Origin of the sequence: Halomonas sp. A40-4 (assembly GCF_015767635.1) — a bacterium.
GTDB classification, from domain to species: domain Bacteria; phylum Pseudomonadota; class Gammaproteobacteria; order Pseudomonadales; family Halomonadaceae; genus Vreelandella; species Vreelandella janggokensis.
Window position 1 is genome coordinate 2,197,666 of record NZ_CP065230.1, and the last position, 15,138, is coordinate 2,212,803.

Consider the following 15,138-nt stretch of genomic DNA (forward strand, 5'->3'; position numbering starts at 1 on the left):
TCTATTTACCGCCCATCTATATATATTCCACTCGTCGAACTTCTAACGACGTGGATGAGGGATGCATAAGAGATGAGCTTGGCCGATGTATTGCGTGCTCTTCCTGGTAGCTTGAAAAATCAACGCCCCTCCCTAAGTGACATTCTGGACGCTCTCGATGAGCGCGCGACTCCTTTGGTATTAATGCTTTTCGCGATCCCTGCGATTGTGCCCACGCCTGGTATTCCCGCTGGCATGGTGTTTGGGACAGCGCTAGCCTTCATTGGCATGCAGATGGCTGTCGGCGCCAAGCGTATTCGGTTGCCTTCGCGTATTGCCCAACTGCGTATCGGAATTGAGCAGCTGGAGCGGGTCCTGGGCAAGGCAACGCCTCATCTCGAAAAGCTTGAACGGCGCCTGAGCGCCCGCCTGGCGTGCCTTAACACACCGCTGGCAATTCGCAGCATCGGCGTCGTCATTTTCATCATGGCCGTGTTGATAGCGCTCCCGATTCCATTCGGTAATACGCTGCCCGGCTTGGCAGTACTGATTTTGTCGTTAGGCCTCGCCCAGCGCGATGGCATCGCTGTCGTCGCGGGACTCGGCCTTGCCCTGATTGCCGGTGTGGTCTCCACAGCCATTATCGGCAGTAGTTGGTGGCTCATCGAAGGCTTCTTCAACGGGCCGCTCATCACATCAACCTGATGCGAAAATCATCATGACAAGACGGTAATTAGCACGCCCTAGCAGGATTCATCGCTTATAGAGACTGACGGATAGGAGCCCCGCTCAGAAAGCGTACGGAACTTTGTAAAGTGACTGCTGTAATAAAAATGCTGTCATGTTACATGCACTCGAAAGACAGGAGTCAATCGTGATGCCCAAGCTCCATTCACCCTCTTGGCTGATAAGCTTAGCGCTATTGCTGATGTTGGCAACGCCTGCGCTCGCCGAACCACGGCTTCCAGACTTTACGGAGTTGGTCGACACGGCCGCGCCTGCCGTGGTCAACATCTCGACCACTCGCGATGTCGACAGGGCAATGACCTCCTCCCGGCAATTCGGCGGAGAGGAGATCCCGGAGATCTTTCGCCACTTCTTTGGCGACCGGTTTCCGATGCCGCCTGGCGGCGCACCCCGTCATGATAACGAGCCGCGTCGGTCACTGGGGTCGGGTTTTATCTTCGATGAAGACGGCTACATCATGACCAACGCCCATGTCGTCAAGGATGCCGACAGAATTCTGGTCCGCCTCAATGACCGCCGCGAGCTTGAGGCAGAATTGATCGGGGCCGATGAGAAGACCGACGTGGCGGTCCTCAAGGTCGAAGCCGACGACCTCCCCACTCTGGAGATGGGCGAGTCCCACGACCTCAAGGTCGGCCAGTGGGTCGCCGCCATCGGCTCGCCCTTTGGCTTTGATCACTCTGTGACCTCCGGCATCATCAGCGCCATCAACCGCACCCTGCCCCAGGATGTCTATGTCCCCTTCATCCAGACCGATGTCGCGATCAACCCTGGCAACTCGGGCGGACCTCTATTCAACCTGGATGGCGAAGTCGTGGGCATCAACTCCCAGATCATCACCCGCAGTGGTGGTTACATGGGCCTTTCCTTCACCATCCCCATCGATGTGGCGATGGATGTTGCCAAACAATTGCGTGAAGACGGTTATGTGAGTCGCGGCTGGCTCGGCGTCAGCATCCAGCCGGTGTCCAAAGACCTGGCTGAATCCTTCGGTATGGAACAGGCCGAAGGCGCCTTGATCGCCGAACTCGAACCCAGCGGCCCAGCGGCGGACAGTGGCCTTCAGGCAGGCGACGTCATCCTGGAAGTCAACGGCCAGGAGGTGGACCACTCGACCACGCTGCCGCGCCTGGTCGGTAAGACGACACCCGGCGAAGAGGTCGAGCTCTCCATATTGCGCGACGGCCAGAATGAGACCGTCACGGTAGAGGTTGGCGAGTGGCCGAATGCCGGTCCTCATCAATCAGACGGCGATCCGCTTCGACTCGGCATCGCGGTCCAGCCGTTGAACGACATGGAGAAACGTCAGCTCGGCATCGAACATGGGGTACGCATCGTCAGGGTCGACCCGACCGGACGCGCCGCTGCCGCTGGCATTCGCCCCGGCGATGTGCTGGTCAGCATCGGCCAGCAGCCGATTGAGAGTCCGGGCCAGTTGAAGGAAATGCTGACCAATCTGTCTGGCGATCAAACGCTGCCTGTGCTGCTCAATCGCGAAGGCCGCGCCTACTTTGTCGCCATTCGCCTTGGCGACGAGGACTGACATCTGAGAGAAAGCTCACCCCGTCAGCGCATCGGTGGCCCGTATCACCGATGCGCTTTTTCATAGCGGCTCGAGGCGGTGGCCACCTTTCGTGACCCTAGGGGCTCGACCTCAAGCGAACAAGCAGGCATGGTAGATATTATCATTTACTATCAGCAAACCAACGGAGGTTACGCCAATGCCGCACTATCTTACTCAAACCCTACGCATGATGGGGCTATTATCGATCTTGGTGTTTTCACCCAACGCCTTCAGCCAACAACAACCGGGGACAGCTTCCGGTGATAATGTCACCACCGAGTCGTTCCAGGACTGGGAGGTCCGTTGCCAGCGTAATGCCGAGAGTCCGACCCCTTGTGCGATGGTGCAATTGGTCACTCAACCTGGCAGCAACCAGCCATTGATGCAGGTAGTGCTCGACTACCCGCCCCAGATCGATGGCCCGGTGATGAGCTTCTTCGTGCCGCTGGGGGTACGTCTGTCCGCGGGCATGCAGTTGAGTGTGGATGACGGTGAGCCCATCCAGTTCCCCTATCAGGTCTGCCAGGCGCAAGGGTGCCGTGCTGATGTTCCCATTGAGCCGTCGATGTTGCAGCAACTCCGTAGTGGCACTTCGGCAACCCTCAGCATGATTGATCCACGCGGTGAACGCATGGATCTAGATATTTCGCTGATCGGCTTTACCGACGCCAGTAGCCGCATCGCTCCCTGATCTTGGGAGCCTTACCAGACAAAACCGGCCCACGAAGGCTGGTTTTGTCTACCCAGCCGCTGTCAGCAGGCCCCAGACCCGAACCGTTGTACTTAATACAGATCAACACATCTTTCTACCAGCCAGTCGGCGCGAATTGTGAAAGCCTGGGTAAGCGAAATTGGCCTACATGCATGCTCCAAGACATACCCATGGAGATGTTGCTTCAAGCTAGCAATCATTCCAGCGGAAGCGACCCGCGCTTCTGCTTTATGGGGTAGCTCTTAGCAGCTCAGAAAACGCGTGAGGTAGGAATTCATCGATGTAGCTGTCATTGAATTCAACTAGCCGCGCCAACGCCTCGGGATCGGGCAACTTGACACGCTGGCGATCTCGGATCACCAGCCCCTCCTCCCGCAGCATCGAGAAGGTCCGGCTCACGTGTACCGGGCTCATCCCCAGCGCATCGCCGATCAGCTCCTGAGTGAGCGGCATGAGAAAGCTATTATCCTCCACCGCTCCAATCCGCTTGAGTCGCAGATAGATCTCGTAGAGAAAGTGTGCCAGCTGCTCATGAGCGGCATACTTGCCAAGATAGACCAGCCGCTCGGAAAGCAACGCTTGCTGACGCATCGCGGTGGCCATGATCCCGACAGCCAGGCTTGAACGTCCAAAGAGTTCAAAAAGCTGCTGATAGGAGAACGGATAGATCACACCGTCATTTATCATCGCCGCACTTGCCAGTCGACGGGTGAAGCCAAAATCGCGAATGCCGATGATATCCCCGGGGAGGTAGAACTTTAGAATCTGCTTCGAACCATTTTTCAAGTTGCGATAGGAGTATCCCCAACCTTCCTTGACCACGCAGAACAGATCAGCATGCCCGTTCTCCAGCCACAGCACCTCGCTGGCTGACATGTGCCGAGGGCTAAGCTCAAGCTCCAGCAAAAAGGCTTTGTCTTCATTTGACAATGCCCCTTGGCTGCTAAGGCCCCGCATGACGACTGTATCGAGGAGAGCCACTCTATCACCTCTCAGGCAAATGATTTTTTCATCTTATTCTAATGCATATGCCTACTCGCTCACTTAACATAGGTTATGGATAGTGCGTATTATCAAGCAGTTGAGTAAATTCCTGCAGAGCGGCGACAGGAAAGGCCTTTGAGCCACACTTGGCGATGGGCCAGCTTGAATTTCGATAATCAGGCTAGGAAGTTGCTTTGTCCACTTCCAGGCGGAGCGGCGCCTCTGATCGCTGTAAGACTGCGCTTGTGAGGGTTCATATCCCTTGGCACCCGAATTATATCTCTGCTCACGGCTCACGGTACTGTTGTGAATGCCAAGCTGTGGAGCAATCTGACGTTGGCTCAATCCTACATCCCTATGGGCAAAAATTTGCTATCGTTGTGCCTGGGTCAGTTGTCGGTATCCCATACGCTGCTTCACTTTGGTCAGTCAGGCGGAGAGGATACCGCTGCTGGCCCCTCCTGCCTCTATCGTATTATCCAAAGTGCTGCAGTTATTCTATGAATTCAGGAATCCAAATCAGCTGACTGACTAAGGAATAGACAATGAAAATTAGCGCCCGTAACGTATTAAAAGGCAACGTTCTTGCAGTGAAAGACGGGGCTGTAAACTCTGAAGTAACAATGGAACTGTCTGGAGGGGAGACACTGGTCGCGGTAGTGACGTGTGATAGTGTCAAGAACTTGAATTTGGCTCCAGGAAGTGAGGCCATTGCGCTTATTAAAGCACCTTGGGTCATGCTGATGACCGAGTCTGATGATGTGCGCTTATCTGCACGCAACTGCCTGAAAGGGAAAGTCCTTAGCGTTAGCGATGGTGCTGTCAATGCCGAGGTCATATTGGAACTGCTGGGGGGTAGCCGAGTATGCTCTATTGTCACCCGTGATGCAGTGGAAGAGTTGGGCTTGGAGCCTGGCGTTAACGCTTCGGCGATTATCAAGGCCTCACACATTATTTTGGCGGCCACTGCCTAACAACTTTTTCTACGCCACCTTTTGGCTACGCTCCCATGCAGCTCTAATCGTTTCCGCACCGACACCGGCTAATAATCCAAAAAATGGATCGGTCCAGACGGTAATCAACGCAGTGATGGCGATAACAGGCCAGCACGACGGTTTGGCTGCCCTAAGGCGCTTAGTGAATGCGAGCTCGAAGGCGGCCAATAATAACATTGCTCCTAGACCTGCCATGGGAATAGTGCCAATGGAGGCAAGCCCTCCCGGTACCATAGCGGTCACAAGCAAGCCAATTCCCAGCAATACGGGAGCCGTGCCTGTGCGGGCTCCGAAACGATAGTGCGCCGCTAATCCGCCCGCTCCGTGGCACATAGGCAACGCACCGAGGGGGACCATAAACAGATTGGCCAATCCAGTGCTCACCGAAAGCCGAGCTGGCGAGACACGATGAGCTTGCTCGCCGAAGTAGTCTTCTGCCATTAACGCTGTGAGCAAGATGGCATTGGTTAATGTAAGCGCCAACTGTGGCAACACCAACATGGAAAACCCTTGCTGCCAGTTGGTTATATTCGGTAGCTCAGGCCAGGAAAAAGTGAACGAATGGGTTATATGGAGCGATAAGCTCGGAGCCCCAACCAATAAGCCGATTGCTATTGACGCACAAAGCCCTATCAGCGCCGCTGGCATGTTCGGCAACATCTTTAGGGTAATGATCAACACGGTTAACGTAGTCAATCCCACCGCCCAGGAGGTCCCTATCAACCCCAGGCTCATGTTGGCCAGTAGAATCCCCAGCCCTAATTGTAGGCCGGTTAACACGGATCTTGGTAAGAGACGTGCCAGCCAATTAATCCAGCCGGTCGAGCCCAGTAACAACAATATTACGCCGATCAAAACACCGCTTGCGACCAGGCTCTCAGCACTCACCTGGGTAGTAAGTAATACGGCAGTGACGGCTTTCATCGGCTGTACCGGTATCGGAAGACGGTAATACAGCCCCGTTGCAATGTAGAACGCCGCAAACCCCAAGAGCACAGGTATTGGGGCTAATCCCGCAACCCCAATAGCTCCTAGGCTCAATGGAAGCAAGGTACCTAAATCGCCCAGCGCGCCGCTGGCATCTTTCAATAAATTATTTTTCGATGAGGGCATACGGGTTTACTCGGCAATCACCTTTCCATTAGCAGGAAGTTATTGATCTCTTGAGGCTTGTAAAACATCTATTCCCCAATCGCGTTGGTCATAAACACGCTCAGGAAAGCCGGTGGCTTGGCAAAAATATTGCCCCACGCATAAAGTCAGGTGCTCGATTTCGAACACTGTAATGCCGAGGTACTTTTATTATGCATAAAGCTGCATTAATTCCACCGTTGAATACAGGTGAAACAACCAAGGTAGATAATGCAACCCAAAGGCATGCGAACACAATGCACCAGCGTGCCTTACTTTATTGAGCCGAACACTACGTTGAGTGTTGGACATAAGGGGGCAGAAGCCTCGTGACCATCAAAACCATGCTACCGGTCAGGCTCAAATAACGGGATCCTCACCCTCAACACTGCCGCAAAAAATCTTGCTAATCAGTGTATCCCCGCCCTGCGGGTTTTAATTGCTTTGCCGCTGGTAGACAGGCGTCGCCCATGCTTTCCGTGGAAGGTGGCGCTCGCCTCTGATCGACGGCATCGCATCACTGTGCCAAGATCGTGATGTGTCGAAGACCTGCAAGAGGAGCGCCAAACCATCATGCCTGAGGATTCCTTCTGGTTGGAGCTGTTGAGCAACCGTCTGGTAAGCTCGGTTGCGCTCGTGGCGATTCTCATAACGCTGCGTATCCTTGCCGTGCGTGTCATTCGAGGGCGCCAAGAGATTCTATCCGATTACCGGCGTGCGTGGCTGGCCCGTATCCGCAATGTGGCCGTCATCCTGACGCTGCTCGGCCTGGCGTTGATCTGGCTGCCTTCCCTGCATGCCTTTGCCCTTTCCATCACCGCTTTTGCCGTGGCCTTGGTTATCGCGACCAAGGAGCTGATTCTGTGCCTTTCGGGCACCGTGCTGCGTATCGTCAACCAGCCGTTCGAGATTGGTGACTGGGTCGAAATCGGCAGCCTGCGCGGTCAGGTGGTCGACGAGACCATGCTGGCGACGACTCTGCAGGAAATTGGCGGCGCGGTGGGCCGTTTTGAATACTCCGGCAAGACCATCGTGGTGCCCAACAGCGTGTTCTTGACCACCCCGGTTCAGAACCAGAACTTCTTCAAGAAGTGGGTATATCTCGACGTCTGCGTGGTGTTAGAGGCCGACGTGGATATGCGATCCGAACTGTCGGCGCTTGAAGACGAAGTGGCCTCCCTGCATGCGCCGCATTCCGAATTGGCCCAACGCTACAGCGAGGTCATCAGAAAACGCAGCGGCGTCGACATCGCTGACCCCCAACCCCGCGTGACCCTGACGACCACAGACATTGGCAAGCAGCGCATTGGCGTCACGCTTTTCTGCCCCACGCCAAGCGCCTTTGAAATGGAACGCGCTATCAATGATGCCGTACTGCGCCGCTATTGGCATTTGCGCACGACAGCGAATGCCTCAGCCCCAGCATAACCAGCTACGCCAGACCGCTAGAAACGCTGGCAGCGGGCCACTCCAGTAGTGGCCCTATGACTATTACCAGGGATGAAGTGCCCCTCATCCAAATCGATGACTTAAAATTCTTCCCACTCCAGTTCTGCTACCTTCTTGGTGCTGGCAGGCTGGCCAAGTGAAGGGCGCGCCGGGTTGCTGGCGATTGCTCTTGCCGCCGGTTTGCGAAGCGGCAGCGCTGAAGAGGCGACGCCACCCTGCAGTTTGAAGATAGCCACCGCTGTTTCAAGCTGGGCGGCCTGGTCTTCCAGGGACGCAGCGGCGGTCGCGGCTTCCTGAACCAAGGCGGCGTTTTGTTGCGTTACCTCGTCCATCTGTGAAACGGCCTGGTTCACCTGTTCGATGCCATCGCTTTGCTCTGTGGATGCCGCCGAAATTTCATCCATGATGTCAGCAACGCGCTTAACGGACGCCATGATCTCTTCCATTGTCTTACCGGCTCCTTCCACGAGGGTAGACCCCTGATGCACCTGGCCTGCCGATGTTTCAATGAGGCCTCTTATCTGCTTGGCGGCATCGGCGCTGCGGCTGGCAAGATTGCGCACTTCCGTGGCAACAACAGCAAAGCCGCGGCCTTGCTCACCCGCACGCGCTGCCTCGACAGACGCATTTAGGGCCAGAATATTGGTCTGAAAGGCAATCGAGTCGATCACACCGATGATGTCGCTGATCTTTCTGGAGCTTTCCGAGATGCTATGCATCGTGTCGACGACTTGGCCGACCGCGTCACCACCCCGCGCTGCGGTGGTAGAGGCATCACTCGCTAGCTTGCTACCCTGACGGGCATTGTCTGAATTTTGCTTCACCGTTGCGGTGAGCTGTTCCATGCTGGCAGCGGTTTCTTCCAGCGAGGCGGCTTGCTGCTCCGTGCGTGATGAGAGGTCGGCGTTGCCCATTGAAATTTCCCGCGCCCCAATATGAATCGAGCCACTGCTGTCACGCACGCTCGATACCGTTTGAGAAAGTCCTGACTGCATATACTGCATGGCTGCGAACAGTTGGCCGATTTCGTTTCGGCCACGATCCGCGATCTTGTGCGATAAGTCGCCCTGGGCAATGCGTTCAAAGTGGTGAACGGCTTCCTGAAGGGGCCGAATGACCACGCGCATCATACCGACTCGCACCACAACGACACTCAGGATGACCAGCAACAATGCGCCGATCCCTACGTACTCTGACGTCGTCATGGTTGACTGGTAGCCTGCCATCAACTCACTGCCCCGGGCTGTGGCATAGTCGATAAAGACTTCATTGGTTTCGATATAGGCAAGATTGAGCTGGTCGCCTTCGCGCTTGGCCGCTCGATAGGCACGTTCATCATTGCGGTTAAGTGCTTCGTACTGAGGTATCAGGCCTCGCGAGAGCAATTGAGTAAAAGCGGTCTCGATCGCGTCTGCGTAAGGCTTGCCTGTTTCTGACTTGGGCACAGCCAAAAAGGCATCAAAACGCTGCTGGGCCATCTGGAGGGTCTGCCCTGCCTGGTCAAGATAGCGTTCTGCGAGCGCCTGGTCTCCCTCGTTCAGCGCGTCCAGATGGTTCATAAAAAACAGCTGTGTATCGGCAATATTCACCTGCGCCCGATTCAAAGAATTCAGCTGTTGGACATTGATGCGGTTGAGCTCATCAATCGAACCAGCGCCCAGCATGCTGGTTTTGTAGCCAAGCCCCGCCACGACCAGAATCAAGGTGGTAAACAGGCCTAGCACGACCGTCAGGCTCGCCTTGACGGTTAATTTTTTCAATAGGTTATGCATCTTCGTTCTCTACGAGAGGGGATCATTCAAGGTGAATGCATCCAGCCAATGGGAGGGCACCTCGTAAAAAAGTATTTAAAATACTGGTTTATGCGAGGTTAAAGAGAATATCGGCGCCAGGTGCATAAAATTGAGTTAAAAAGACGGCATTTCTGACAATATTGACCTGTGTCAATTAACGATGACAGTCACCCTGGACCGTTACCGACCTTCAACTCTGGGTAATGAACACGGTAAGCTTGTCGCCATACTCGCTGCAGATGCTGTCTCGATGATGACTCCCCACTGGATACTCGGCCCTGGTGCCATTGGCCGCCTGTTGGCCCATTCGCTGTCGCCCATAGGTGACATCACCCTGGTTGGCCGCCGGGCGCTGGCTGAGCCGCAATGGCTGACCACGCCAGAAGGCGAGCGGCGCCCTCAGCGTTTAAACGCGCTTACCGTTGATCAAATGGCATCTGCAGGCCTGCCTGCGCCTGGGTTTGTGCATATCACCACCAAAGCCATGGCCGCTGAAGAGGCGCTTGAAAGCATCTCGCAGGTTATCCCCTCGACGACCCTGCTGGTGCTCTGGCAAAACGGCTTTTTGGCCCAGCCGCGGATTACCCAGGCGTGGCCGGGCCCTGTGCTAAATGCCACCACGACCCAAGGTGCTTATCTGAGCGGCGATGCTGAGGTGGTGCATGCGGGGCGCGGGCACACCTTTATTGGCGATTTGCATAACCGGCACCCTGCCCTGGCGAAAACGCTGGTGCAAATATTAGCCCAGGTTGGGTTTGATGCCACGGCAGTGGACGATATCCGCCAGCGGCTTTGGCAGAAGCTGGCAGTCAACGCCGCCATCAACCCGCTGGTGGCGCTGCATGGCGTGCACAACGGCAAATTACGCGGTACCGAGTATTCGGGCCGCGTGGTGTCTGTGATCACCGAAGTGGCGATGATATTGCAGGCAGAGGGCATTCAGCCGCCAAACTCGGGCCAAGGCGAAGACGCGTGGCGGGCGCTGGTATGGCAGGTGGTGGACAATACCGCGGATAACAAGGCCTCGATGCTTCAGGATGTGGAGGCCCGCCGCCCCACCGAGCGCGGGGCGATTTTGGGGCCACTCATCGAAAGTGCCCAGCACCATGGGTTGCCATGCGAGGTGCTGCAAGCGCTTGATGCCGAGCTAGCGGCGTTGGAAGCCAGTTATCTGAGCCCTCACTAAGCACAAAAACCTAAGACCTGTTGATCTAGCCCAGCACCGGATACAGCGAGCCCACCAGCAACACCGCCATGGTGATATTGAACGCCCGATTACGCCTGGGGCTGGTCAGCCACTGGCGCACCACCAGACCCAGCCAGGCCCAGATCGAAATCGCGGGAAAGCTGACCATGGCAAATACACTGGCCACCATCACGACGGAAAGCAGGGTTCTGTCCGGCGCGTAGAGGGTGATGGCCGAAAGGCACATTGCCCAGGCTTTGGGGTTCACCCACTGAAAGGCCGCCGCCTGCAGGAACGTCATGGGCGTGCCCTTTTCATCCGATGCCTTGAGCGGCGCGGCGTTGGCGATCTTCCAGGCAAGCCAAAGCAGGTAGGCAATCGATACCGCCTGCAGCACCTTGCTCAGCAGCGGATAGGCATCGAAAAGCGACATGAGTCCGCCCCCGACTACCAGCACCATCACGCTGACGCCCACCATAATACCAAGCATATGAGGCAGGGTTTTCCTGAAGCCAAAGTTCGCGCCTGAAGCCATCAGCATCAAATTGTTGGGACCTGGGGTCACAGTGGTGACAAACGCAAAGGCCGTTAAGGCAGCCAATACCGATATGCTCATTCTCGCTGTCTCTTTTGGGTGAGTATGCGTAGAATTTTACGTGCTCGAATGCGCAATATGGTGCCTAATATCCATTTAAATAACCACTTTTCGCAAGAAAATATGAAAATAGATGCCCTTGACAGAAAAATATTGCACGAACTCAAGCGTGATGGAAACCTGAGCAACGTTGAACTTGCCAAGCGGGTCAACCTGTCTGCCTCGGCATGCCTGCGCCGGGTGCAGGAGCTCGAGAAAAACGGGGTCATTCTCGGGTATCGGGTAATCACGGCGCCAGAGGCGATGGGGCGAGGCTTTGTGGCGTATGTCACGGTGGGGTTGGCAATACATACCAAGGCGGCTCAGGAGGGTTTTGAGCGGGCGATGGCCGTGGCCAATGAAGTGGCAGAATGCCACAACATCGCCGGCCCGTTCGAGTATCTGCTGCGCGTCGAAACCCGCGACCTCGCCAGCTACAAGCGCTTTCATACCGAGGTGCTGGGCACCCAGCCTCATGTCAGCGCCATTTCCACCCTGATTGTGATGGGCTCGCCCAAGGACGAGCGCGGCTAGGCTCTGCCAACGAGCCCATCACTTGCCTGCGCGTTATGCGTGACCGTCTTTGTCCTGGTAGAATCGCATCAGGCTTGAGAAGTCGAGCTTGCCGTTACCGCCTGCTTTGTGGAAGGTAAACAGTGAGCGGGCGGCGGAGCCCATGGGCACCGGCGAGGCGCTTAGCTGGCTGACGTCCATGGCCAGGCCCAGGTCCTTGATCATCAAGTCCACCTGGAAGCCACCCTGATAGTCGTTCGACGCGGGCGCCTTTTCCATTACGCCCGGGTAGGGGTTATAACCATTGAGCGCCCAGTTGCCACCGGAGCTTTGCTTCATGATTTCCGACAGCACCGCCGGGTCCAGGCCGTTTTTGACGCCCATATTGATGGCTTCACAGGTACCCGCCATCAGAATCGACAGCAGCATGTTGTTGCATACCTTGGCAATCTGCCCGGCGCCATGATCACCGGCGTGGAAGATATTCTTACCCATGGCGTCCAACACGGGTTCGGCCTGTGCGAACTGGGCCTCACTGCCACCCACGATAAACGTCAGCGTTCCTGCCTGGGCGCCGCCCACACCGCCGGACACCGGCGCATCGACAAAGCCAATCCCTTTCGCCTCACCCAGCGCCGCCACGTCTCGGGCGGTATCCGCATCGATCGTGGAGCAGTCGATCACCAACGCGCTGGGCTTGATCACGTCAAACAGAGGCGCATCGCCTTCGGCATAAAGGCCCATGACGTGCTTGCCTGCAGGCAGCATCGAAATCACGAAGTCGGCATTGGCAACGGCTTCCTGGGCGGAACTTGCGACGTCGCAGCCCTGGGATTTTGCCGTTTCCAGCGCGCTTGCCGAAAGGTCGAAGGCGCACACATGAAAGCCTGCCTTGACCAGGTTGGCGGCCATGGGGCCGCCCATATTGCCTAAACCGATAAATGCGACGGTGCTCATAGCGTTTGTCCTTGTTGTAAGTCGTTAATTGTATGTTGGAAAACGTTAGCGAAGATCGTGGAGCGGATTCGTTGCCCACGGCGGTGTTAGCAGTTCATCGATGAACGACGCCTCAACCGATGCCACATCGGGGTAGGTCCAGGCAGGCTCACCGTCTTTATCCACCAGCAGGGCACGCACGCCCTCGGGGAACTCCCGGTGACGGCAACACTGGACCGAAAGCGCCAGTTCCGACTGAAACACCTCGGCAAGCGACATGTACTTGGCCCGCTTGAGCTGTTCATCGATCAGCGTGATGGACACCGGGCTGCCGTGAGCCAGCGTTTTCTGCGCTTTGCTAAACCACTTGTCATCGCTTTTGACGTCCGCAATAGCAGCAACAATCTGTTCAACGGTATCGTGATCCATCAGCTCGCGGATCAGCGGGGAGAATTTATATACCGGGGCTTCCAGCTCTTCGAACACCGGCTGGGACGCCTGCTCCAGCTCGCGCAGAATACGGTTGACGACCCCATGGGTATCCGTGTTCTCCCCTTCGCCCCAGGCGGCTTGAGTCAGCTTTTTCGCCAGCGTATCGCGCTCGTGGCTGGCAATGGCTCGGTCGGCCAAACCCAGGTGAACGGCATCCGGCGCGTTGATCTGGCTGCCCGTCATGGCCAGAAAACGCCCGGTGCCATTGGGCAGGCGGTTAAGGAACCAGCTGGCACCCACGTCCGGGTAAAGGCCGATGGTGACCTCGGGCATCGCCAAACGCGACGTTTCTGTCACCACCCGATGACTGCTGCCGCTCAGCAGTCCCATACCGCCGCCCATGACAATACCGTTACCCCAGCAAATCACTGGCTTTGGGTAGGTATGCAACGCGTAATCCAGACGATACTCCTGATGGAAAAAGCGCTCCGGAAAATCGGGATCGCCCTCACCTTTAATCGCCTTGTAGAGGCTGACCACATCACCACCGGCGCAGAAGGCTTTTTCTCCGGCGCTATCAAGTAGCACGGCGACCACGCGCGGGTCCTCCTGCCAGTCGGCCAGGCGGGGCAGTATTTCCTCTATCATTTCCAGGGTCAGGGCATTCAGCGAACGCTCAGAATTGAGGGTTATTTCCGCAATGATGTGGCCGTCCTGGGTGGGGTGTTCGGCAAACAGTACGCTACTCATCTAACCATCCTTATTCGGTGCAACCACGACAATGATTGGATCAACGACCGGCTTTGCAGCGTTCATAGCTCGGCGGCGCCTTCTGCAAGCACCCGGCGTGAAATGATCAGACGCATGATCTCATTGGTCCCCTCAAGAATACGATGCACGCGGGTATCACGCACAAAGCGCTCCATCGGGTACTCCTTGATATAGCCGTTGCCGCCGTACAGCTGAAGTGCTTCGTCACATACCTTGAAGCCTACATCGGTGGCGAAGCGCTTGGCCATGGCGCAGTAGGTAAGCGCATCCGCGTCGCCCGCGTCCAGCTTGGTGGCGGCCAGGCGTACCAACTGCCGCGCGGCGACAAGCTCCGTCACCATGTCGGCCAGGCGGAACTGAAGCGCCTGGAAGTCCGCCAGACGCTTGCCGAACTGTTTGCGGTCGAGCATATAGGCCCGGGCTTCGTTGATGGCCTGCTGAGCGGTACCAATCGAGCAGGTGGCAATATTGATTCGGCCGCCATCCAGGCCTTTCATGGCGATCTTGAAGCCGTCACCTTCGTTGCCAAGCATCTGATTTGCAGGCACCCGCACGTCCTCAAAGGTAATCATTCGGGTAGGCTGGCTGTTCCAGCCCATTTTGGCTTCCTTACGGCCGTAGCTGATGCCGTCTGAATTGGCATCCACCGCGAAAGCGGAAATGCCCGCTGCGCCCTCTCCGCCCGTGCGTGCCATCACTACCAGCACATCGGTACTGCCCGCACCGGAAATAAACATTTTACTGCCGTTGAGCAGGAAGTCGCTGCCATCGCGCTTGGCCGTGGTTTTGAGCGAGGCGGCGTCGGAACCTGAGTTGGGCTCGGTCAGGCAGTAAGAACCTAACAGCTCGCCGGTGGCCAGCTTTTCGCCCCACTGCTCGATGACCTCAGGCGTGCCGAAATCGGCCAGCATCCAGGTGACCATGTTATGGATCGTGAGATACGCCGTGGTAGAGGTGCAGCCCATGGAAAGCTGCTCGAAAATGATGCTGGCATCAAGCCGTGAAAGCCCCAGCCCACCGACGCTTTCCGGTGCATAGAGCGAGCAGAAACCCAACTCACCTGCCTTGCGGATCACCTCAACGGGGAATATAGCCTCCTGGTCCCATTCCGCCGCATGGGGAGCCAGCTCATTTTGGGCAAAGGCACGCGCCATATCGGCAAACGCAACCTGGTCTTCACTCAGCTCGAAATTCATCGCGACGCTCCGCTGAAAGCCGCCCCCTTTAACAAGCCTCAAGGGGGCGCTTTCGATATTGTGATTGTGTTCTTCAAGCGGGGATGACGAAAAGCCAAACACGCTAATTGACGTTT

Annotated in this window: 14 protein-coding genes and 1 pseudogene; 7 read left to right on the top strand and 8 right to left on the bottom strand. The window is 56.4% G+C overall.

Annotation, left to right across the window (positions count from 1 at the left end; genetic code table 11):
• Positions 1–72 precede the first annotated feature (72 nt).
• The 3 genes from IT895_RS10275 (at position 73) to IT895_RS10285 (ending at position 2,981) form a co-directional block, all read left to right on the top strand.
• On the top strand, positions 73–684 hold the full coding sequence (locus IT895_RS10275; protein WP_066320155.1) for an exopolysaccharide biosynthesis protein: 612 nt from the start codon (positions 73–75) through the stop codon (positions 682–684).
• 172 nt (positions 685–856) lie between these two features.
• Positions 857–2,269 (top strand): DegQ family serine endoprotease, encoded by a 1,413-nt coding sequence (locus IT895_RS10280; RefSeq protein WP_199285454.1) that lies wholly within the window; start codon positions 857–859, stop codon positions 2,267–2,269.
• Positions 2,270–2,447: 178 nt separating this feature from the next.
• The gene (locus IT895_RS10285; protein ID WP_066320139.1) at positions 2,448–2,981 is read left to right on the top strand and encodes an invasion associated locus B family protein; all 534 of its coding nucleotides are present in this window, start codon (positions 2,448–2,450) and stop codon (positions 2,979–2,981) included.
• Positions 2,982–3,230: 249 nt separating this feature from the next.
• Here the strand turns inward: IT895_RS10285 and IT895_RS10290 are convergent, their stop codons facing one another.
• Positions 3,231–3,983 carry a Crp/Fnr family transcriptional regulator gene (locus IT895_RS10290; RefSeq protein WP_233337218.1) on the bottom strand — a complete coding sequence of 251 codons (753 nt, stop codon included), beginning with the start codon at positions 3,981–3,983 and terminating at the stop codon, positions 3,231–3,233.
• Positions 3,984–4,160: 177 nt separating this feature from the next.
• Positions 4,161–4,355, bottom strand: a pseudogene (locus IT895_RS19605) (IS30 family transposase); the annotation flags it as partial.
• Positions 4,356–4,531: 176 nt separating this feature from the next.
• Between IT895_RS19605 and IT895_RS10295 the strand changes: the two are divergent.
• Positions 4,532–4,960: a TOBE domain-containing protein gene (locus IT895_RS10295; RefSeq protein ID WP_066320135.1), complete on the top strand. Its 429-nt coding sequence runs from the start codon at positions 4,532–4,534 to the stop codon at positions 4,958–4,960.
• Positions 4,961–4,969: 9 nt separating this feature from the next.
• On the opposite strand, the gene IT895_RS10300 is transcribed toward IT895_RS10295, so the two are convergent.
• Complete coding sequence (locus IT895_RS10300) at positions 4,970–6,094, bottom strand: molybdate transporter family protein (RefSeq protein ID WP_199283409.1); 1,125 nt, start codon at positions 6,092–6,094, stop codon at positions 4,970–4,972.
• 591 nt (positions 6,095–6,685) lie between these two features.
• On the opposite strand from IT895_RS10300, the gene IT895_RS10305 reads away from it, so the two are divergent.
• Positions 6,686–7,540 carry a mechanosensitive ion channel family protein gene (locus tag IT895_RS10305; protein WP_199283410.1) on the top strand — a complete coding sequence of 285 codons (855 nt, stop codon included), beginning with the start codon at positions 6,686–6,688 and terminating at the stop codon, positions 7,538–7,540.
• 101 nt (positions 7,541–7,641) lie between these two features.
• Here IT895_RS10305 and IT895_RS10310 read toward each other — a convergent pair whose 3' ends face one another.
• Entirely contained in the window at positions 7,642–9,333 is a 1,692-nt protein-coding gene (locus tag IT895_RS10310) for a methyl-accepting chemotaxis protein (RefSeq protein ID WP_199283411.1), read from the bottom strand.
• 274 nt (positions 9,334–9,607) lie between these two features.
• Here IT895_RS10310 and IT895_RS10315 point away from each other — a divergent pair, with 274 nt between their 5' ends.
• A complete protein-coding gene (locus IT895_RS10315; protein WP_199285456.1) occupies positions 9,608–10,540 on the top strand; it encodes a ketopantoate reductase family protein in 933 nt (310 codons plus the stop codon).
• 25 nt (positions 10,541–10,565) lie between these two features.
• On the opposite strand, the gene IT895_RS10320 is transcribed toward IT895_RS10315, so the two are convergent.
• The gene (locus tag IT895_RS10320; protein ID WP_199283412.1) at positions 10,566–11,156 is read right to left on the bottom strand and encodes a LysE family translocator; all 591 of its coding nucleotides are present in this window, start codon (positions 11,154–11,156) and stop codon (positions 10,566–10,568) included.
• Positions 11,157–11,258: 102 nt separating this feature from the next.
• Between IT895_RS10320 and IT895_RS10325 the strand changes: the two genes are divergently transcribed.
• Positions 11,259–11,708 carry an Lrp/AsnC family transcriptional regulator gene (locus IT895_RS10325; RefSeq protein WP_267905852.1) on the top strand — a complete coding sequence of 150 codons (450 nt, stop codon included), beginning with the start codon at positions 11,259–11,261 and terminating at the stop codon, positions 11,706–11,708.
• Positions 11,709–11,741: 33 nt separating this feature from the next.
• Here IT895_RS10325 and mmsB read toward each other — a convergent pair whose 3' ends face one another.
• The 3 genes from mmsB to IT895_RS10340 all read right to left on the bottom strand — a co-directional run bounded on the left by mmsB (position 11,742) and on the right by IT895_RS10340 (position 15,022).
• A complete protein-coding gene (mmsB, locus tag IT895_RS10330) occupies positions 11,742–12,644 on the bottom strand; it encodes a 3-hydroxyisobutyrate dehydrogenase (protein WP_199283414.1) in 903 nt (300 codons plus the stop codon).
• Positions 12,645–12,689: 45 nt separating this feature from the next.
• Complete coding sequence (locus IT895_RS10335) at positions 12,690–13,805, bottom strand: enoyl-CoA hydratase/isomerase family protein (protein WP_199283415.1); 1,116 nt, start codon at positions 13,803–13,805, stop codon at positions 12,690–12,692.
• Between the two features lie 62 nt (positions 13,806–13,867).
• The gene (locus IT895_RS10340) at positions 13,868–15,022 is read right to left on the bottom strand and encodes an acyl-CoA dehydrogenase family protein (RefSeq protein WP_199283416.1); all 1,155 of its coding nucleotides are present in this window, start codon (positions 15,020–15,022) and stop codon (positions 13,868–13,870) included.
• Positions 15,023–15,138: the final 116 nt, after the last annotated feature.